Origin of the sequence: Guptibacillus hwajinpoensis (assembly GCF_020171785.1) — a bacterium.
Classification (GTDB): domain Bacteria; phylum Bacillota; class Bacilli; order Bacillales; family Guptibacillaceae; genus Guptibacillus; species Guptibacillus sedimenti.
In genome coordinates this window covers 124,797-144,495 of record NZ_JAIVAE010000003.1, presented here as the reverse complement: position 1 = coordinate 144,495, position 19,699 = coordinate 124,797, and the positions used below count along the sequence as shown (strand labels likewise).

17 protein-coding genes and 2 riboswitches are annotated in these 19,699 nt (G+C 40.1%); of the genes, 4 read left to right on the top strand and 13 right to left on the bottom strand.

Translation table 11 applies throughout. The features are described 5' to 3' along the window. Positions 1–76 precede the first annotated feature (76 nt). A riboswitch (SAM riboswitch) is annotated at positions 77–186 on the bottom strand. An 89-nt stretch (positions 187–275) separates the two neighbouring features. The 5 genes from LCL91_RS04725 to LCL91_RS04705 all read right to left on the bottom strand — a co-directional run bounded on the left by LCL91_RS04725 (position 276) and on the right by LCL91_RS04705 (position 4,107). Next, positions 276–1,283, bottom strand: coding sequence for a DUF3895 domain-containing protein (locus LCL91_RS04725; protein WP_224880416.1), 1,008 nt, complete (start codon positions 1,281–1,283; stop codon positions 276–278). A 128-nt stretch (positions 1,284–1,411) separates the two neighbouring features. Further along, complete coding sequence (locus tag LCL91_RS04720) at positions 1,412–1,789, bottom strand: hypothetical protein (protein ID WP_224880414.1); 378 nt, start codon at positions 1,787–1,789, stop codon at positions 1,412–1,414. A gap of 132 nt (positions 1,790–1,921) precedes the next feature. Further along, positions 1,922–2,989, bottom strand: a complete 1,068-nt coding sequence (gene rlmN, locus LCL91_RS04715; RefSeq protein WP_224880412.1) for a 23S rRNA (adenine(2503)-C(2))-methyltransferase RlmN — start codon at positions 2,987–2,989, stop codon at positions 1,922–1,924. Between the two features lie 152 nt (positions 2,990–3,141). Further along, positions 3,142–3,744, bottom strand: coding sequence for a CPBP family intramembrane glutamic endopeptidase (locus LCL91_RS04710; protein ID WP_224880410.1), 603 nt, complete (start codon positions 3,742–3,744; stop codon positions 3,142–3,144). A 132-nt stretch (positions 3,745–3,876) separates the two neighbouring features. Continuing rightward, a complete protein-coding gene (locus LCL91_RS04705; RefSeq protein WP_098443741.1) occupies positions 3,877–4,107 on the bottom strand; it encodes a hypothetical protein in 231 nt (76 codons plus the stop codon). Between the two features lie 157 nt (positions 4,108–4,264). Between LCL91_RS04705 and LCL91_RS04700 the strand changes: the two genes are divergently transcribed. Further along, the gene (locus LCL91_RS04700) at positions 4,265–5,902 is read left to right on the top strand and encodes an L-lactate permease (RefSeq protein ID WP_224880407.1); all 1,638 of its coding nucleotides are present in this window, start codon (positions 4,265–4,267) and stop codon (positions 5,900–5,902) included. A gap of 64 nt (positions 5,903–5,966) precedes the next feature. Here the strand turns inward: LCL91_RS04700 and LCL91_RS04695 are convergent, their stop codons facing one another. Next, positions 5,967–6,224, bottom strand: coding sequence for a hypothetical protein (locus LCL91_RS04695; RefSeq protein ID WP_224880405.1), 258 nt, complete (start codon positions 6,222–6,224; stop codon positions 5,967–5,969). A 166-nt stretch (positions 6,225–6,390) separates the two neighbouring features. On the opposite strand from LCL91_RS04695, the gene LCL91_RS04690 reads away from it, so the two are divergent. The 3 genes from LCL91_RS04690 to LCL91_RS04680 all read left to right on the top strand — a co-directional run bounded on the left by LCL91_RS04690 (position 6,391) and on the right by LCL91_RS04680 (position 9,666). Beyond that, a complete protein-coding gene (locus LCL91_RS04690) occupies positions 6,391–7,407 on the top strand; it encodes an LLM class flavin-dependent oxidoreductase (protein WP_224880403.1) in 1,017 nt (338 codons plus the stop codon). A gap of 176 nt (positions 7,408–7,583) precedes the next feature. Next, positions 7,584–7,685, top strand: a riboswitch (purine riboswitch). Between the two features lie 96 nt (positions 7,686–7,781). Next, the gene (locus LCL91_RS04685; protein ID WP_224880401.1) at positions 7,782–8,378 is read left to right on the top strand and encodes a xanthine phosphoribosyltransferase; all 597 of its coding nucleotides are present in this window, start codon (positions 7,782–7,784) and stop codon (positions 8,376–8,378) included. Beyond that, positions 8,365–9,666, top strand: a complete 1,302-nt coding sequence (locus tag LCL91_RS04680) for a nucleobase:cation symporter-2 family protein (protein ID WP_224880397.1) — start codon at positions 8,365–8,367, stop codon at positions 9,664–9,666. Before LCL91_RS04685 ends, LCL91_RS04680 begins: the two co-directional genes overlap by 14 nt. 42 nt (positions 9,667–9,708) lie before the next feature. Here the strand turns inward: LCL91_RS04680 and LCL91_RS04675 are convergent, their stop codons facing one another. From LCL91_RS04675 to LCL91_RS04645, 7 genes are all read right to left on the bottom strand, one after another. Further along, complete coding sequence (locus tag LCL91_RS04675) at positions 9,709–11,496, bottom strand: L-lactate permease (RefSeq protein WP_224880394.1); 1,788 nt, start codon at positions 11,494–11,496, stop codon at positions 9,709–9,711. A gap of 151 nt (positions 11,497–11,647) precedes the next feature. Continuing rightward, positions 11,648–12,433, bottom strand: a complete 786-nt coding sequence (locus LCL91_RS04670) for a fumarylacetoacetate hydrolase family protein (protein WP_224880392.1) — start codon at positions 12,431–12,433, stop codon at positions 11,648–11,650. 13 nt (positions 12,434–12,446) lie between these two features. Then, a complete protein-coding gene (locus LCL91_RS04665) occupies positions 12,447–13,919 on the bottom strand; it encodes an FAD-binding oxidoreductase (protein WP_425589655.1) in 1,473 nt (490 codons plus the stop codon). Then, entirely contained in the window at positions 13,876–15,276 is a 1,401-nt protein-coding gene (locus LCL91_RS04660; protein ID WP_224880390.1) for a (Fe-S)-binding protein, read from the bottom strand. Before LCL91_RS04660 ends, LCL91_RS04665 begins: the two co-directional genes overlap by 44 nt. A 1-nt stretch (position 15,277) precedes the next feature. Next, positions 15,278–16,558, bottom strand: coding sequence for an FAD-binding oxidoreductase (locus tag LCL91_RS04655; RefSeq protein ID WP_224880388.1), 1,281 nt, complete (start codon positions 16,556–16,558; stop codon positions 15,278–15,280). 14 nt (positions 16,559–16,572) lie between these two features. Further along, the gene (locus LCL91_RS04650) at positions 16,573–17,292 is read right to left on the bottom strand and encodes a FadR/GntR family transcriptional regulator (RefSeq protein ID WP_224880386.1); all 720 of its coding nucleotides are present in this window, start codon (positions 17,290–17,292) and stop codon (positions 16,573–16,575) included. A gap of 120 nt (positions 17,293–17,412) precedes the next feature. Beyond that, positions 17,413–19,587 carry a malate synthase G gene (locus LCL91_RS04645; protein ID WP_224880383.1) on the bottom strand — a complete coding sequence of 725 codons (2,175 nt, stop codon included), beginning with the start codon at positions 19,585–19,587 and terminating at the stop codon, positions 17,413–17,415. Positions 19,588–19,699: the final 112 nt, after the last annotated feature.

Below are 19,699 nucleotides of genomic sequence, written 5' to 3'. Positions count from 1 at the left end.
ACAGCTCCTTATTCTCTGTAAAATAAAAAATCCCTCTTCTTAAAAAATAAGAAGAGGGATTACTAACAGAATCCTCCTCTTATCTTCCAGATGACATCATCTGTAGGATTTGGCACCAGCTTCAACTATAGTTGAAAGGTTGCCGGGCATCATAGGGCCTATTCCCTCCGCCACTCTTGATAAGAGTATTGATTTAATTTTTGAACATGTTTGAAATTATAGACCTGGTATAATGAAATGTCAATGCTTTATCTGATAATTATGAAATGTCAGGATCATCGTCCTCTTTTTAATCGATAAATGCGATCTTCCCGTCCAAGTGGCTCAACAGACATGGATGCCGATGCCACATAAGAATCGAGATACGTGCAAACTGCATAGTATATTTTCGGTTTCTTTGTCGAGTAGCGCTTGTCTTGAACTTTTCCTTCTTTGATTAAGAGCTCGCAAATCATCAACGCACTTTCTGTACCTTGTTGAATATAGCCGTCTATCGCTTCCTGAGTTGGAAACGAAAGATCTCCCACAAAATAAGTTTCTTTCGGTTTCTCACTTGTTATTTCTTGTAAAGGTTCTTGCGCTTCTTCAGCGAACAAATCAAAAGAGCCTTGTAACTCATCTTGAGGTAGAGTTTCTTTAGGTTTCAAGTCTTCTTTTTTCTGTGTTGGGATATCTAAAGCCTCTAACGTAGTACTACCTCTTTGTAACGCTTCTTTTTCTTCACGGTAACTTCTGATTAAACTGTTTAACCGTTTTTCTTGTCGATCAAGTAACGGAAGTTGTAAGGAAAGTGGCTCTTCAATATCGGTTGGTAGCTTCAAACCTTCAGGGATGTCATATGTAGGAGAGCCGTTTTGCATTTTTAATAAGAGTTCATCTAACTCATAATCAATTTTTGTAAAACCTTGTACAACTTCTTTTACGATGGTACCTGGTAAGCCAGTGTGTTCTTCGAAATGATTAATACCAAAACGACGCACTTCACCCGTTTTTACATGTCGAACAATATATTGATAGCGTAATGCACGACCACATTCGCATTTTAGATCTTCTGAGACAGCGCCTGCATCCAGGTAATCGTCTAGTATCCAATCGTCAAGCAACATTCCAATTTCCTCATCAGTAGCTCCGTTTGGAATCATTCTTCCTTTACTTTGAGCAATCACATTCGCAAATGCTGTTTTTTTACCTCGTTTAAGAATATTCATAAGATATGATTGTTGGTCAAATGTAAGATCTTGTAGTATTTGATCTCTCTCAGAGTTCGTAAGGCTCTTTGTCATATAAATCCCTCTCTATGCAATAGTAACGCCATTATAACAGGTATTGCTGTTGTGATGACCCGATCAACTTAATTCTTATAAGAAGAAAAGCCAATCCTGAAAACGAATTGGCGATTTGTTAGGAAAATTTATTTTCTTTCAGGCATAAATGATAAAGATCCTCTGGCACCAACTACAACTCTTTTGGAAACAACTTTTCCGCCTTCATCGTATAAAAGATAGAGTTTCCCTTCTTTCACTTCTCCTTTTACATAAGAAGCTGATGGGTATAGGTCCTTTAAATCATCTATTTGATATACTTTTACCCGTTCTCTAGTTTGATCGAACACTTCAAGTGAAGTAATTTGTTTATTTTCTCTAAAAATATAAATATCGTTATATCCAGACTTTATGCTTGTATCTTCTCCCATTAACTCAAAAGGTAGGCTTTCACGTTGATAATCCGTGTATAGTCCAAATCCAATCCAGATGCATAGTAAACTAAAAACAATCATTAAACCTTTCATATTTTGTCTCCTTACTCACAAGTTGAACTCAAGCTAGCTTGTTTTCAGTGTATGCATTAAAAAATGGTTGGTGTGATTGCCTTTGTATATAAAAAGACGCCACCATTTATGGTGAGCGTCTTTTTATTCGTGCTATTTTCCTGCGTTTTCTAGTTTCTTCACTTGCTTACTACGAAGCTGACCGCAAGCTGCATCAATGTCTGTCCCGTTCTCATGACGGATCACGCAGTTAATGCCGTTCTTCTTAAGCGTATCATAGAACGCAAGAATCGATTCTTTTTCACTACGCTGATAAGAGTGATCATCAACCGGGTTGTATGGAATCAAGTTTACGTATGAAAGATGGCGCTTATCAGCTAGTAGATTGGCGAGTTGTTTCGCTTCTTCTACGTGATCATTCACATCTCTCAACATGATATACTCGAACGTAATTCTGCGGTTGGTTTTCTCAAGATAGTAATCAATTGCAGGCATTAGTTTTCCAAGTGGATAAGCTTTATTGATTTTCATAATCTTGGTTCGAAGCTCATCATTAGGCGCGTGAAGTGAGATCGCAAGGTTCACTTGTAAATCTTCATTCGCAAAATCGTAAATTTGCTTCGCAAGTCCACTTGTTGAAACTGTGATATGGCGAGCACCGATGCAAAGACCTTTTTGAGAATTAACGATACGAAGGAAGTCCATCATATTATCGTAGTTATCAAATGGTTCTCCAATTCCCATAATCACAATGTGACTTACGCGTTCTTCATTAGCCTTTTCATCAAGGGCGTGCTGAACGTTCATAATTTGCTCAACAATTTCTCCACTTGTAAGGTCACGGCTCTTTTTAAGAAGTCCACTTGCACAGAAGGAACAACCGATATTACAACCTACTTGTGTCGTCACACAGACAGATTGGCCGTAATGGAAGCGCATGAGTACCGTTTCAATAACGTTTCCGTCTTGTAGTTTGAACAAGAACTTAATCGTACCGTCAGAAGATTCCTGCTTGATTTCTTGAGTTAATGTCTGGATAGCAAAATTCTCTTCCAAAAGCTTGATACAGTCTTTATTTACGTTATTCATTTGAGAAAATTCTTTAACCCGTTTTTTATAGAGCCAATCCCAAACTTGGGAGGCACGGAATTTTTTGTGACCACGTTCTAGCAACCATTCAGTTAGCTGATCAAACGTTAATCCGTATATTGATTCTTTCATTTATAACCCTCTTTTCAATTCTTAGCCATTCATTCTAATACTACTAGAAGTATAACCAAGTCGCAACCGCTTAGTCTAGAATAGTGACATCATTTGCAGGGATTGAGTGAAAAAGCAAACGACCTTCCCCATTAGGAAAAGTCATTTGTTCCTTAAAGTAGCGGAATAAAAACGAGAATAAGAAGATCGAAAAGAATATGCGATAGGAGTGGGACCCAAAAATTTTTTGTTTTTTCATATAGCCATCCCCACGCCATTCCGCCGCCTATTGCTGCTGCTACTAATAAATAGGCATCTGAGTAAAGATGGGCTGTCGCATATAAAATGGTTGCGATGAAAATGGTGTCTCCTTTTTTATACCGTTTCAATTGTTGCTGGATATACCCTCTCCAATATATCTCTTCTCCTGGGATGACGATTAGAATAAGACTAATAAAATGCCAGGCTTTAACTGGTTCCACAATATCGTAAAAGCGTTCCATGTCTTCAAATAATGAGGGATAAACCCACTTGATTCCTTCTATTCCAATATACGAAATCGCATAAAGCAAGATGGCACTAATCAGGATATAACACCAGTTGCTAATTGTTATTTTTCGAAACAAAAGCGTTCCTGTTTTCACACTTAGGAAAATTAAAATCGCAAGTGTGACAGTAAAAACAGGCCAAAACGTTTCTGGATAGTGAACAAAGCTTAAAAACAAGAGAATATGCGCTAATAAAAGTGTGCTAAGGATTATGATTTTCTGGTTCATGCGTTCGTCATCCTATCTTGTTGGCCATTTTTCTTCATCGTACCCTGAATGTACCGAACGCATGCCAAAATGAACAACCTGGATAGGTTACGATGTGCTAAAAAAAGCTAGCAAAGTTCGCTAGCTTTTTTGTTACTTGCTTTGAGATTTACATTTTTCTTGAATGACTGTAAGAGCACTTTCTTTATCAGGCTGATCACTTTGGTGCCAGCGAATTTTTCTTCCAAATTCGTCCGCCTTCGCATATGCATAGATTTTACCTTCGTATTCCGCCACGCTAATTTCCCAATAATACGTCACTTCTGCCCCAGTAGGCTGGGTAACGTCAACAGGATAGAAAAAGTAATCGACTTTTTTTAACATAATATCAGCTCCTTCATTATTGATTCAAAGCTATTTTAACAGATTTTCTTTTCCTAGTTTGTTTTAAAGTGTGAGGTTTGTCACTTAATGTTTAGGTGATTTTAGATAAGCTATATGTGAAAGAGATCACATTAACCTCATAGAAAAGGTGAGAAAAATGAATGGACTCCAACTTTTTGCGGCATTAACGCCGATTCTTGCGGTATTTATCTTGCTTGTCCTACTACGCCTTCCGGCTACTACAGCTATGCCAGGAAGTTTACTACTTACTGCAATCGTAGCTTTTTTTATTTGGAAAATACCAGTTATACAAATTGTGGCAGCTTCTATGGAAGGGCTGATCATTGCTCTATCGATTATCTGGATTGTATTTGGAGCGATTCTGCTTTTAAATACGTTACGAAACAGTGGTGCGATTGATGCGATTCGAGCGGGATTTATGGGCATATCGATGGATCGTCGGGTTCAACTCATTATTATTGCCTGGTTGTTTGGTGCATTTATTGAAGGAGCAGCAGGGTTTGGTACCCCAGCTGCAATTGGTGCTCCGCTTCTAGTTGCTCTTGGATTCCCTCCCCTTTCCGCCGTTACGATGGCGCTTATTGCAGATAGTAGTCCTGTATCATTCGGAGCGGTAGGAACACCTATTATCGTTGGTGTAGATCAGGGGCTTAGACAGGGACCAGCCATTGCAGATCAAGTAGCAACTTCTATTGGTAGTCAGTCAATGGGAGAGTACCTTCAGGCCATTACTCAAAGTGCTGTCATGATTGATCTTTTTGTCGGCACGTTAATTCCTTTAATCTTAGTGATGATGTTAACGCGCTTTTTCGGTGAAAATCATTCTTGGAAAGAGGGGCTCTCTATATGGAAGTTCGCCTTATTTGCTGGATTTAGCTTTACCGTACCTGCTTTTATCGTAGCTACTTTACTAGGACCTGAATTCCCTTCTATTATTGGTGGGCTTGTTGGCCTTTCCATCGTGATTCCAGCTGCCAAAAGAGGCTTTCTTCTTCCTGATGAGCCCTGGGATTTCAACCATGTAAACCAAACGAACTTGAAGCCTCACCATTCTCTTTCATTAGGTGTAGCCTGGATTCCTTATTTGCTCGTTGCGATTTTATTGGTGCTTACGAGGTTGGATTTCCTTCCGATAAAAGGATGGCTCCGGTCCGTTAAGATAGGCTGGCAAGACATTCTCGGAACGGAGATCAGTACTTCTTTTGAACCTTTGTACTTACCTGGAACTATTTTCATCGTTGTTATCGTCGTTACCATCTTTCTCCATAAAATGACACGAACAGCTGTGAAAAATACAATGATGGATTCCATAAAAACAATGGTTGGGACAGTCGTTGCGCTTGGAACAGCGGTTCCTATGGTTCGGATTTTTATCAATTCTGGTATTAATGGTTCTAATCTCCTGAGCATGCCAATGGAGCTTGCGACACTTGTTGCAAACGCAGTTGGCGATGCCTGGCCACTTGTTGCCCCGTTCATTGGTGCACTCGGCTCATTTATTTCAGGAAGTGCGACATTTAGCAATATGATGTTCTCACTCTTTCAATTTAGCGTAGCGGATCAGCTTCAAATGAATGAACAACTGGTTCTTTCACTTCAAGTATTAGGTGCTAATGCAGGGAATATGATTTGTGTTTTAAACGTTGTGGCAGCTGCTTCAGTTGTCGGAATGGTCGGAAAAGAAGGAACGATTATTCGGATGACGATGGGGCCAATGTTGTTTTATGCGGTTGCTTCTGGCGCACTTGGATGGATTGCAATTATGGTGTTTTAACTGGAAGCATTAAAAATAAACAAAAGCCGATGTTGCAGTGCATGCAACATCGGCTCATTTGTTTTTATCCAAGATTTTCAACGTCCCAGGTTCGTATGGAATAGAATCCATCATCAATCTTCTCTTTTTCATTACGAAGCGTTTCAAGTAATTCTTTTGGAAACCGCTGCATGGAATCGTGATGGATCTCCACTCCATTATAACCACTATAAACAGGTACAGTAACGATTTGTTTTTCAATCGTATCAAAACAATGTAAACAGAGGAATCCAACGCTTCTCATCCGATAGGTAAACATGATTCGATAACGAGACTCTTCCATCCTCTTCCCTCCTAATAATCGATTCTAGTAATTAGTATGTACAGATAACTATTTTGACATACGTGTTGATGAGCGGATTATTTTCTATTACAAGACGCCCCTGATAGAATTGGGATTGGGTTTTTATAGAAGTAAGAAATCTATTAAATAGAAAGAAGATGAACGTATGTCTAACCAAACGAAAAAACAATTAAATGATATTTCATATTCTGTTCTAGATTTAGCGCCTGTTAAAGAAATTGGTGCGATTTCGGATGCTCTTCACAGATCACGAGATTTAGCTCAGCACGTAGAAAAATTAGGCTACAATCGTTTTTGGCTTGCAGAACATCACAATATGCCCTTTATCGCAAGTTCAGCTACGTCAGTCGTCATTGGACACGTGGCTGCAGGAACGTCCACTCTTCGCGTCGGTTCAGGTGGCGTTATGCTTCCGAATCATTCACCACTTGTTATTGCGGAACAATTTGGAACACTAGAATCACTCTTCCCAGGCAGAATTGATCTAGGTCTCGGTCGTGCCCCAGGTACTGACCAGCGAACTGCATTCGCTTTAAGACGAGGACAAGGATCAATGGGGCAAGACTTCCCAGATCTACTCGGTGAACTACGATCTTACTTCGACCCTACATTAAGTCAGGGTACTTCTCCAGTTAGAGCCGTTCCTGGTGAAGGATTAGATATTCCAATTTGGCTTCTTGGATCAAGTTTATATAGTGCTCAGCTTGCTGGAGAACTAGGTCTCCCTTATTCATTCGCTAGTCATTTCTCACCAAAAAATACAATTAGTGCTTTAGAAACTTATCGAAGTCATTTTAAGCCTTCAAAAGTATTGGATGAGCCTTACGCAATGGTAGGCGTGAATGTAATTGTGGCAGATACTGATGAAGAGGCTAACTTTCTAGCTACAACGCTTCAGCAGCAGTTCCTTAACTTAATTCGCAATCACGAAGCACCAATGCAGCCGCCAGTTGAGAAATTGAATGCTAGTGAATATGAATTAGCAGCTCTACATCAACAGCTCGCTACTTCCATTGTAGGTGGACCGGAAACCGTTGAAAAGAAAATGCAGGAGTTCCTTGATGAGACTCAAGCGGATGAAATGATGGTTATTTCATCAATCTATGATCACGAGAAAAGGAAGAAGTCTTACAAACTTCTTTCTGACATAACGAAGGGTTAAAATAAACCTAACAAGGGCCGGATTCAATGAATCCGGCCTTCTGATGGATGAAAAAGTAATAATTAGCAGTTAACTTAGATTAACTGTATAAAACACGAACATAAATGCATTATCGATCTAGTATTGTTAAGTTTTTCTTTACAACGATTTTGGTGTTGGTTTATAATACCATTCATAACCTTATGAACATCATCACTCATATAACCGCAAGAATATGGCTTGCAAGTTTCTACCGGTTCACCGTAAATGATCCGACTATGAGTGAGCAAACTTCTGTGCCAGAAAAGCATCTTTCTGCAGGCCCGAAGGATATTTTGCTCACTCTTTAGTGGGTAAGATGTTCTTCGGGTTTTTGTATGGAAGGAGGATTCAACATGGAAAATTTAAAAAAGAAAATTAAACAGGAGGGTATTGCACTATCTGATAGCGTTTTAAAGGTGGATACTTTTCTAAATCATCAGGTAGACCCTCAATTAATGAAAGAAATTGGAGAAGTGTTTGCAAACCGATTTGCTAATTTAGGGGTGACAAAAGTTGTAACATTGGAATCTTCAGGGATAGCCCCCGCAGTATTCACTGCTTTAACACTAAATGTCCCTTTGATTTTTGCTCGAAAGAAAAAGTCGCTTACTCTTAACGAAGATTTACTAACTGCGGATGTCTATTCTTATACAAAACAAGAGTCCAACACAATCTCTATTTCTAGTAAATTTCTATCTGAGCAGGATCATGTACTCCTTATTGACGATTTTTTAGCGAATGGACAAGCTGCTGAAGGATTATTGGAAGTTGTTACTAAAGCTGGAGCAACTACAGCAGGGATTGGAATTCTAATAGAAAAAGCATTTCAGGATGGCGGAAAACGATTACGAGAAAAGGGTTATCGAGTTGAGTCACTAGCAATGATATCCGAATTAGAAGCTGGCAAGGTAACGTTTACTGAAGAGGAGATTATGTATGAATCTATTTAAATACACTTCTCTAGGTATTCAACATGTTCTCGCCATGTATGCGGGTGCTGTTGTTGTTCCTCTAATTGTTGGAGGTGCACTTGGGCTAAGTGGAAGTGACCTAACTTATCTTGTTTCAATTGATATCTTTATGTGTGGAATCGCTACTATTTTACAAGTTTGGAAGAACCGTTTCTTTGGTATTGGATTACCGGTGGTTCTTGGTTGTACGTTTACTGCAGTCGGACCAATGATTGCAATTGGTGGACAATACGGGATAACAGCTATTTATGGAGCTATTTTAGCAGCGGGAATATTTGTTATCCTGATTTCCCCTGTGTTTAGTAAATTAATTGCATTCTTCCCCCCAGTTGTAACCGGATCAGTCGTTACCGTTATCGGGATAACTCTTATTCCTGTTGCGATGGGAAATATGGCAGGTGGAGAAGGCGCTCGAGACTATGGTTCTTTGCAAAATATATCGCTTGCACTAGGGACGCTACTCTTCATTATTGTGTTAACAAGGCTATCAAATGGATTTGTTAGATCTATCGCCATATTAATCGGTCTTGTAGTAGGTACGATTGTAGCCAGTTTCATGGGTTTGGTTGATCTAGCTCCTGTTAAAGATGCTTCCTGGTTTCACCTTATTGAACCTCTTCATTTTGGTGTGCCAACCTTCGAACTTACAGCTATATTAACAATGATTCTTGTTGTTCTCGTAAGCCTCGTAGAATCTACAGGTGTTTACTTTGCTTTAAGTGACATTTGTGAACAGGAGATTTCAGAGGAAGATGTGAAAAAGGGATACCGTGCTGAAGGTGTTGCAATTGTTCTAGGGGCATTGTTTAATGCTTTCCCTTATACTACATACTCTCAAAATGTGGGTTTGATCCAGCTCTCAGGTATTAAGAAAAAACAGGTCATTTACCTCGTTGGTGGTATGTTAGTTGTTCTTGGCCTTGTTCCAAAAATTGGAGCCGTTACAACGATTATACCTGCACCGGTTCTTGGAGCAGCAATGCTTGTCATGTTTGGAATGGTGATGGCATATGGCATAAAAATGCTAACGCGAGTTGATTTTAACTCACAAGAAAACTTATTTATCATAGCCTGTTCAATTGGCATTGGTCTTGGTGTTACAGCTGCTCCTTCCGTGTTCGAACAGCTACCAGCTAGCATTCAAATTCTTACTGACAATGGGATCGTCGCTGGAAGTGTAATGGCTATTCTGTTAAATCTCGTTTTTCATGCTTCATCTTTAAGAAAACCTGAAAAAGAATCATTGATTGAATCAAAAGCTTCATAGTATACAGAAGCACCTGCCATGTAAAGTGGCAGGTGCTTCTGATTATTTAATGGATTTATAAGGGTTATTATCAACGCTAATAGCGGTACTTTTAGAGCGATTCGTTGCAATGATATAAATCGCTGCAGCTCCAATAAGGGTGGTGAGTATAGTTCCAAGATTAAATATTCCCTTTTCAGAAGTCCACACAATTGAATAACCAAGTGCACCAGCCATCGTTGCATAATAAACAAATGGGATAAGCGTTTTTCGAATAACGTCTCCTTCTTTACCAACTAGACCTACAACTGCAGAGGCAGCAACTACGTTATGAACGCAGATCATGTTCCCTGCTGCGCCTCCTACAGCTTGTAGAGCGACAATCCACGTTGCATCTACACCAATTTGAGCTCCTACATCATATTGGAATAAGGAAAACATCATGTTACTGACTGTATTGCTACCGGCAATAAATGCGCCAATACCGCCGATGAATGAAGCAAAAAGAGGCCAAAAATCTCCTGTTAGAGCTGCAACACCGTTAGCGAGTTCTAGCGGCATTTTATCAAATCCTGCCCCTCCACCACCGGAATTTAAGAATACTTGAACCATAGGAACAGTAAAGACGAGTGCAGTTGAAGCAGCGATCATCGTTTTACCAGAGTGTTTCCATGCTCGAACATAAGCAGTCGTATTCATTTGATGAATGACAAAAGTAATTAGTGAAACAAGTATAAAAATCGTGCCTGGTAAGTAAAGGGGTTGAAAGCTCGACGAAATCTGAGTACCGAAAATATTAGGTATTGAAACCGTCCAGGCTTGAAACCAATCGATTAATGGTAGCGCTTTCAATCTAGTTGCTACAAGAAGTAAACCAACTAGAACGTATGGTGTCCACGCGCGGACCATCGACATATGTCCACTTTTATGAGCAATATCTTTAATTTCAATACTTCCTGACCAGGAAGGATCCCAGTTTTCTTTATCATCAAAATCCCATTGTTCATTTGCAGGTGGCATGAGAAATCCTTTTTTTGCAGCTGTAACTACGATAGCAAGTCCAACTAGCCCCCCTATCATTGATGGGAATTCTGGACCTAAGACATTTGCGACTATAACGTATGGAATCGTCATAGCGAAAGCAGCAAACAAAGCAAATTTCCAGACTTTAATCCCTTCCCGAAATGATTTGTTTTTACCAAAGAAACGAGTCATAAGTGCTACAACAAATAAAGGGATAAGTGTACCTACAATAGCATGAAGAATGGCGACCCGCCCTCCAACCATTGTTACAAGAGCAAGGAAATCGTTCGTGATGCTAGCGTCAGCAGTAAGACCAGATTGAACACCGACAAGAATTGGCGTTCCAACTGCACCAAAAGAAACAGGTGTGCTTTGGATTACCATACCTGCAATAACGGCAGCCATAGCAGGAAATCCGAGACCGACAAGAAGCGGCACAGCGACTGCTGCCGGGGTGCCAAAACCAGCAGATCCTTCAATAAATGAGCCAAATAACCATGCGATGATGATGACTTGAATGCGACGGTCAGGTGAAATACCAATAAAGCCCTCTCGAATCGTTTTTATTCCACCACTTTCTTGTAGTGTATTCAAGAGTAGAATGGCTCCGAAGATGATATATAACAACGTAGCGGCAACAACTAACCCATTTACCGATGCGGCGGCAACAGTAGCGCCCGGAACTTTCCATACGAATAGAGCTAGTACAACCGCGACGATGTATGATACTGGCATCGCTTTACTTGCTGGCCATCGTAACCCTACAAGGAAAATTCCTACTGCAGCAATCGGGAGTAACGAAAGAATTGCTAATAATCCTGTACTCATTGCTCATCCTCCAATAGTTATATTTGTTGGTAATGAAACCTATTCTCCTTTCTTTCATCGATGCTGTCTATTCTCGTATAGTTGTATGTAATCTGTTTGAAGACAGTAAAATCTTAAGCTAGTTTTAGCACGCTCAGGGGAACTCCCAGGATTATTTCTGGGAGACGTGAACACGTGAACCGGCATGCTTGAACGTATTCGTTAGAGAACCGATTTTTTCGATAAAACATTCAACGGTATCTTCGTTTTTTACAAAATGCGCTCCTGTAGGACTTCCTGTAAGGATTACGTCACCAGGATGTAATGTCATAACCGTTGAAAGATAAGCAATCATTTCTTTTATCGGAACAATCATCCACTCTGTAGGACTGTTTTGTTTCACTTCCCCGTTTACCTTCGCTGTTACGTGAATGTCATAAGGGTCTAATTCTGTTTCAATGATGGGTCCAAGCGGCGTAAATGTGTCGAAAGATTTTCCAAGCGTCCAGTGACCATTTTCATGGAAAAATTGAGGTGCTGTTACATCGTTTCCGACAGTGTAGCCAAAAACGTAGTCAAGTGCGTTTTCTTTGTCGATATTCTTCGTTTCTTTGCCAATTATTACCGCAAGTTCAGACTCAAATTTTATTTCGTGCAGTTGATTTGGAATGATAACCGGTTCACTAGGTCCAATCACCGAGGTTGCTGGCTTGAAGAAAAACACTGGCATTTCAGGGATTTGATTAGGGAGTGATTGTTTATTATCGACGTAGTTCGCCCCGATTCCTATAATGTTCTTTGGTGCGATTGGAGCAAGTAGCTCAATGTCATCTAATGAGATTTTCTCCCTTGTATAGGACCAATTCGCAAGTGGGTTTCCTTCAATTACCGTGATATTATCCTTTTCGATTACACCAAATTGAATCTTATTCTTGTAATGAAATCTACCAAATTTCATATTAATAGCTCCTTTATGTTGATTTTGTAAGTGAAGTTTCATTGACCACCTTTTTAATATCCATACATCTGCTTGGAGTTGGGAAAAGCTTTCCTTGGTTCAATAAGTTATGGGGATTAAATACGTCTCTGATGGAGGTTTGAGCTTCAAGTTCTTCATCACTAAAAATAAATCGCATTTCTTCTTTTTTCTCTATTCCAACCCCATGCTCACCTGTAATGGATCCTCCTGCATCTGCACAGGCTTTCAGGCATGCAGTACCCGCCAGTAATGCTTTCTCTGTTTCTCCTTCAATTCTAGAATCAAACAGGATAAGCGGATGCAAATTGCCATCGCCTGCATGGAAAATATTAGCTATTCGAAGGTTGTACTCCTTGCTTATATTCCTTATTTCTTTAAGGACTTCAGGAAGTTTACTTCTTGGAATAACACCGTCTTGAACAAGGTAATCTGGTGAAATGGCTCCCATCGCTCCAAATCCTGTCTTTCGATTTGCCCACCAGCGGCCGCGCTCCTCTTCATCACGTGCTACTTTGACGTCACGTACATGATGGTTCTCACAAACAGTCAAGATTTGTTCAATTTGTTCAGCAATCCCTTCAGTGATCCCATCTACTTCTATTAATAAGAGAGCTTCAATATCAGGGGGGTGTCCAACGGGAAAAGCCCCTGCTTCTACCCCTTCGATCGCGGTTTGGTCCATCATTTCGAGCGCAGCAGGTATAATACCTGCTGAAATAATGTCAGAAACAGCATGGCTTCCATCTTCCACTCGATCAAAATAAGCCAGAACAGTTTTCTTTGATTCCGGGTTTTTGAGAATTCGGACGGTGATTTTTGTGACAATCCCTAACGTGCCTTCTGACCCTGTTAGGATTCCAAGAATATCGTATCCGGGAGTATCAAGGACACCGTTAGGGCTGATTTCAATCACTTCTCCATCTGGAAGCACAACCTCAAGACCGAGAATATGATTCGTAGTCACTCCGTATTTCAGACAGTGCGCCCCACCAGCATTCTCAGCTACATTTCCTCCAATTGTACAAACGTATTGACTAGAAGGATCTGGTGCATAGTAATACCCTTTATGAGAAATGGAGTTTGTTAGTTTTAAGTTCACAAATCCAGGCTGAACCACTGCTTTTCTGTTTTCATAATCGACACTTAAAAGATTCTTCATTTTCACAAGGCTGATGATAACTTCATTATTTAGGGGAATCGCTCCTCCACTTAATCCCGTTCCAGCACCGCGAGCGAGAAAAGGGATGTTATGACTAGCACAATATTTGACAGCAGCTGATACTTCCTCTGTGTTTTTAGGGAAAATCACAGCTTTAGGCATCGCTTTATGAATCGTAAATCCATCACAATCGTAGGATAATAGATCTTCTTTATGATGTAGAATGGATTTGGTTCCTACAATTTTCGAGAGAGCAAGAATGTCAGGGTCTATTGTTGCTTTCTTTCTTCTCGACAATAACACCATCTTTCACTCCTTTCCTTTCATCTTCTTGATAGGCCCAATCAAGTAACTGAACGGTGTGTACTACTTTTCCGCCACGTCCGTATTTCTGAACCCCCATTGCCATTTGAAGCATACATCCTGGATTCCCCATAGAAATCATCTCAACGTCGCTGGGTACATTCTCCATTTTACGTTCTAGAACAGCGGAAGCCATTTCGGGATTTGTAATATTATAGATTCCGGCACTGCCGCAACAGGTATCTGCATTTGGTTGTTCAACATAATCAACACCCGGAATATCTTTTAATAGCTGCCTTGGTTCATGACGAACGCCCTGACCATGTGCAAGGTGACAAGCATCGTGGTAGGTAATCCGTTTGTTGATTGCACTTTGCGGTTTCTCATATCCTGTATCATAGAGATATTTTGAAATATCCTCCACCTTCTCAGAAAAAACTTCTGCTTTTGCTTTCCATTCTGGATCATGTCGGAAAAGCTCCGGATACTCCTTCAATGCACATCCACATCCTGCTGCGTTAACCACGACTTTTTCTGCATCTTGAAATGCTTCAATGTTTTGTTTGGCAAGTTTCTTTCCGGTTTCTCGGTCACCTGCGTGGATGTGCAAAGCACCGCAACACGTCTGATTTTTAGGAAGAACAACATCATTTCCGTTATGCGTAAGTACGTTGATGGTTGATTGGTTAATATCACTAAACATCACGTCCATGATACATCCCTTCAACATTGCAACTTGTGCTTTCGAATTTCCTTTCGCAGGGATAATATCAACATTTTTATACTTTTGATGCGTTGATTGATGAATCTCCGGCATAACTGCTTCCATTTCTACAAGATGATCAGGCATAATACGAAGGACTCCAGTGGATCGAACCGCTTTTTGAATCCCGCTCTTTTGATAGAATTTTAATAACCCGCCAGCTGCTTGGAGACGACTTTGATGAGGGAATATCCCTTTTAAGAAGAAGCTACTGACGGCTCGCTTTACTCCTTTTAATGGCATTGCCTGTCTTACCTGACCACGTGCTTCTTCAATCAACCCACCGACATCAACATCTGCAGGGCATGCAGTTGTACAGGCACGACAATCCAGGCACTGAAATACGGGATCCATAAATTGTTCATTTACTTCAAGCTTTCCTTCAGCGACAGATTTAATAAGATGAACGCGTCCTCGTGGTGAATGTTGTTCCTGCCCTGTCTCTAAATATGTTGGACATGATTCAAGGCACATACCACAATGTACACAGTCTGCCCACTTTTCCTCATCAGGATGGTCCTCCCACAGGTAATTACTTAAACTGTTAGATGAACAAGGGGGTGCGTTCTTCATTAGTTCTTTTTCTCTTAAACTCATACTATATCCCTCCTATAAAACGCTGTTCATTCAGCGTATTTTTGGGATCAATCTTCTGTTTTATTCCTCTCATTAAAGAGAAAGAACCTTTTTGTTGTCCCCAGACTTCCAACTGTTCCCGAAGTTCGAAAGGAAGGTGTTTTACTATTCCGTACCCACCATATTCCTCAGAAAATGCCTGGATGTATCTAATCCATTGAACGACATTTTCAGGCTGCCCTGAGACGATAATTGTACTGAGACCATGTCCAACTCCTGCGTGTGCAAGAATCTGCACGTTACCTTCAAGATTCAATCGATCGCATTCCTGAAGTAGTGGGAATACTCCCATATTGGCTGTTCCGACTTTCATAACACCAGAAGTCGTATCATGAAAATCGTTTTGACTGTTTGGTGTTAGCTCATTAAATCTTGTCCAGAAGTCTTCTGGCTGTTCTAATACGTTCATCATGGCTTCCGTTGGTTTGTTTTCATCAATCCAATCTTCTTGAAAAAGGACAGCTTTTTTAACATCTTCAAGTGCGATTATTAAGTGATACTCATCTTTATGAAATAAACTCTTGGATAGCGTAGGGTTAATAAGTTCAAGAGAAACAGGTTCAATCGTAGAGTCCTGAATTCGTATAATGAATGATTTTAAATCATTAAGTGCATCCTCTTGCACACTTAACGTGACGGTACTTGAGTGTTTTGGAAGTGGACGTAACTTTAATGTGATTTCTGTAATGACTCCGAGAGTTCCCATCGCGCCAATAAACAATTTGTTCATATCGTAGCCAGCTACGTTTTTCACAACTTTTCCACCTGTACGAATGATTTTGCCATCAGGATAAACAATACGCATTCCAATGACGTGATCACGTGCAGCCCCGTATTTCAAGCGTTTAGGTCCACTTTCATTAGCACTAACGACCCCACCAATAGTGGAAGCTGATGAGTGAGCTGGGTCTAATGGGACCATCTGATTGTGTTGCTTCAAAAATTGTTGAAGGTTCTGCATGGTAGTACCAGGTTTTACTGTTACTGTCATATCTCCTGCTGTATGTTCAACAATACCGGTTAATTTCTTTAGAGAAAGAGTAAAGTCGTAATTAGGCTTTATCCCTCCGTATCCCAGTTTAGTTCCACCACTTACAATAGCGAGCTTCTTTCCGTTTTTATTTGCTTCTTGTAAAATCATTGCAACTTCGTCTTCCGTCTCTGGATATCGTATATGAGGCGTAATATTGCCAAATCGGTTTGCCAATTCGGTCAATGGCCCTTCAATCAGCAGTTCGTCCAAATCCTTCCCTCCCTTCAAATTGTTTCAATAAATTCAGAGCGAATCGAAAATCCTTTTCTCATATGTTTTTTTACATAGGATAGGTGAAGTAACATGGCTTCGTTTGCACCTGAAGCATCTTCACAAACGATCATATCCATGATTAATTCGTGCTGATGATGGATGTCATGAATCAGTTCAGGTTTTGAAGCAATTAAACTATGGAAATCTGCCATTGATTTAGCCATTGTGGATGAGATCGATTCAAGTAATTCTTGTAAAATGCTATTTCCTGAAGCCTTAGCGATTGCCATATGAAATTGACAATCATGATAGCCGCTGTCATCATATTGACATTCACTCATGTGGTTGAGCGTTTTTCTCATGGCTATCAGATCCTGTTCTTTTCGATTTACTGCAGCCAGTTTGACAATGCTCGTTTCTAAAATTTCTCTAACTTGAAAGAGAGATTCCAATTCCTTCTGATGGGGCATCAACATATGTTGAAAATAACGCTTGGGATTGAACCCTGTCACAAACGTTCCTTCACCCTGTCTTGTTTCTACTAATCCTCTCCCCTTTAGCGTTGTCAGCGCATCACGTACAGCTGAACGACCTACATCAAGGGAATCACAAAGCTCTCGCACAGAGGGGAGCTTATCACCCTCTTTGTAGCTACCTTCTTTAATTAGTTTTACTATTTGTTCTTCAACTTTCTCAGATATTTTTTGAGAAGAAATACGCTTAAATTCCAAAATAATAACCACCTTTCAGAAGTCACATATCAGACAAGTTGAAACGAGTTTTTGTATTTTTCAGTTAATTTTTTCGTAAAAGAGTGCAAAAGTAGCCGAAGGCCACTTTTGCAAGATAAGTTACTTATTGGCATATAACTTTGCTTTTGCTTCTTGTCGACGTTTATGCAAAATAGGTTCTGTATATCCGCTTGGCTGTTCCAATCCCTTAAAAACTAGGTCGCAAGCCGCTTGAAATGCAACAGAATCTTTATAATTTGCAGCCATGGCACGATATTCGGGGTCACTTGCATTTTGTTCGTCTACAACTTTGGCCATTCGTTTCATTGTTTCTAATACCTGTTCTTCTGTACAAATGCCATGATGTAGCCAATTCGCCATATGTTGACTTGAGATACGGAGGGTTGCGCGATCTTCCATAAGTTCAATGTTTCGAATGTCCGGAACTTTTGAACAACCTACACCATGCTCGACCCAGCGAACCACGTACCCAAGAATGCCCTGAGCATTATTATCAAGCTCTTCTTGAATTTCTTCTTTACTCCAGTTCTTATCTTCTATTGGTACTTGAAGAATGTCATCTTGATAGTTTGATGTGGTCTTTGCTAATTCACTCTGGATATTAGGAACATTGGCTTCATGGTAGTGAAGGGCATGAAGGGTAGCTGCAGTTGGTGAAGGTACCCAAGCCGTATTCGCTCCTGCTTGTAATTGACTACCTTTCTGCGCTAACATGTCTGCCATCAAGTCTGGCATCGCCCACATGCCTTTCCCGATTTGTCCTACACCGGAAAAGCCTGTTTTTAATCCCTGTTGCACATTTGATTTCTCATAGCTTTGTAACCAAGTGGCGTTCTTCATTTCATTTTTACGGATAACGGGACCTGCTTCCATCGAAGTATGAATTTCATCCCCTGTACGGTCTAGGAAACCAGTATTAATAAAGACAACACGTTCCTTCACCTTTCGAATACAGTTTTGAAGGTTAAGGGTTGTGCGACGTTCTTCATCCATTACGCCTATTTTCATTGTGTTTCGCTTTAATGCAAGTAGATCTTCTGTTCGATTAAATAATTCATTGGCAAAAGCTACTTCTTCTGAACCATGCATTTTAGGTTTTACGATATAAATTGAACCTTTGGATGAATTTTGATAGTTGCCATTCTTGAGAATGTCGTGCTTTGCGATAAGTCCTGTAATGACTGTATCCAGGATACCCTCTGGAACTTCGCTGTTTGATTGATCGAGTACGGCATTTGTTGTCATTAAGTGACCAACATTACGGGCAAACATGAGTGAGCGGCCACGAAGTGAGAATTCTTTACCATCTGGGGAGATATATTCACGATCGGGATTCAGTGTTCGTGATATCGTCTTTTTTCCTTTTGTAAAGGATGCAACAATGTCGCCTTTGATTAGGCCGAGAAAGTTCCGATATACAAGTACTTTATCTTCGGCATCTACTGCAGCAACTGAATCTTCAAAATCCATAATCGTTGTAATGGCAGATTCTACGTATACATCTTTAATGCCTGCCGGATCAGTCTGACCAATTGGATTAGTGGGATCTATTTGAATTTCAAGGTGGATATCATTGTTTTTCAATAGAATGGCATCGGGATTATTTTCATTACCTTGATACCCCACGAATTGATCCCTATTTAATAAAACGCTTTCATTATTGTCCGAAAAGTGCACTTTGAGCATCCCTTGCTCTATCGAAAAACGCTTTATATCGGAATAGCTTCGTTCTTTTAATGGGACTGCTGAATCAAGAAAACGTTTTGCATATGCAATTACTTTTTGTCCACGAACTGGATTATAATTTCCGGCTTTGTCTGCTCCGTTTTCGTCGCTAATGGCGTCTGTCCCATATAATGCGTCATAAAGGCTTCCCCATCTTGCGTTCGCAGCGTTAATTGCGTAACGTCCATTGTTTACTGGGACAACTAGTTGCGGTCCAGCCTGAACAGCTATTTCATCGTCTACATTTGTAGTGGTTATCGTAAATTCATCCGTTTGCTTCTCAATATAATTTAATTTTGTTAAAAACGTTTTGTACTCCTCGAAACTGTACTTAGGATTTGCTTGATGCCATTCGTTGATTTTTTGTTGAAGTTCTTCACGAATTGAAAGTAGTCTTTTATTTTTAGGAGAGAGATCTTTCACAATTTCACCGAATCCATTCCAGAATTGATCACTTGTAACGTCTGTACCTGGAATAACATCGGAATTAATAAAGTTATAGAGTTCAGTGGCAACTTGTAAAGAGCCGATCTTCGTATACTTTTCCATTGTATTTCCTCCTTGTAAAGATAACAGGACCTCGCGGTGGTACTGTCCTTTTGTTATGTATTATCTTATAATAAAAATAGTTATTAATATAATACATATTTGGCATATTGAG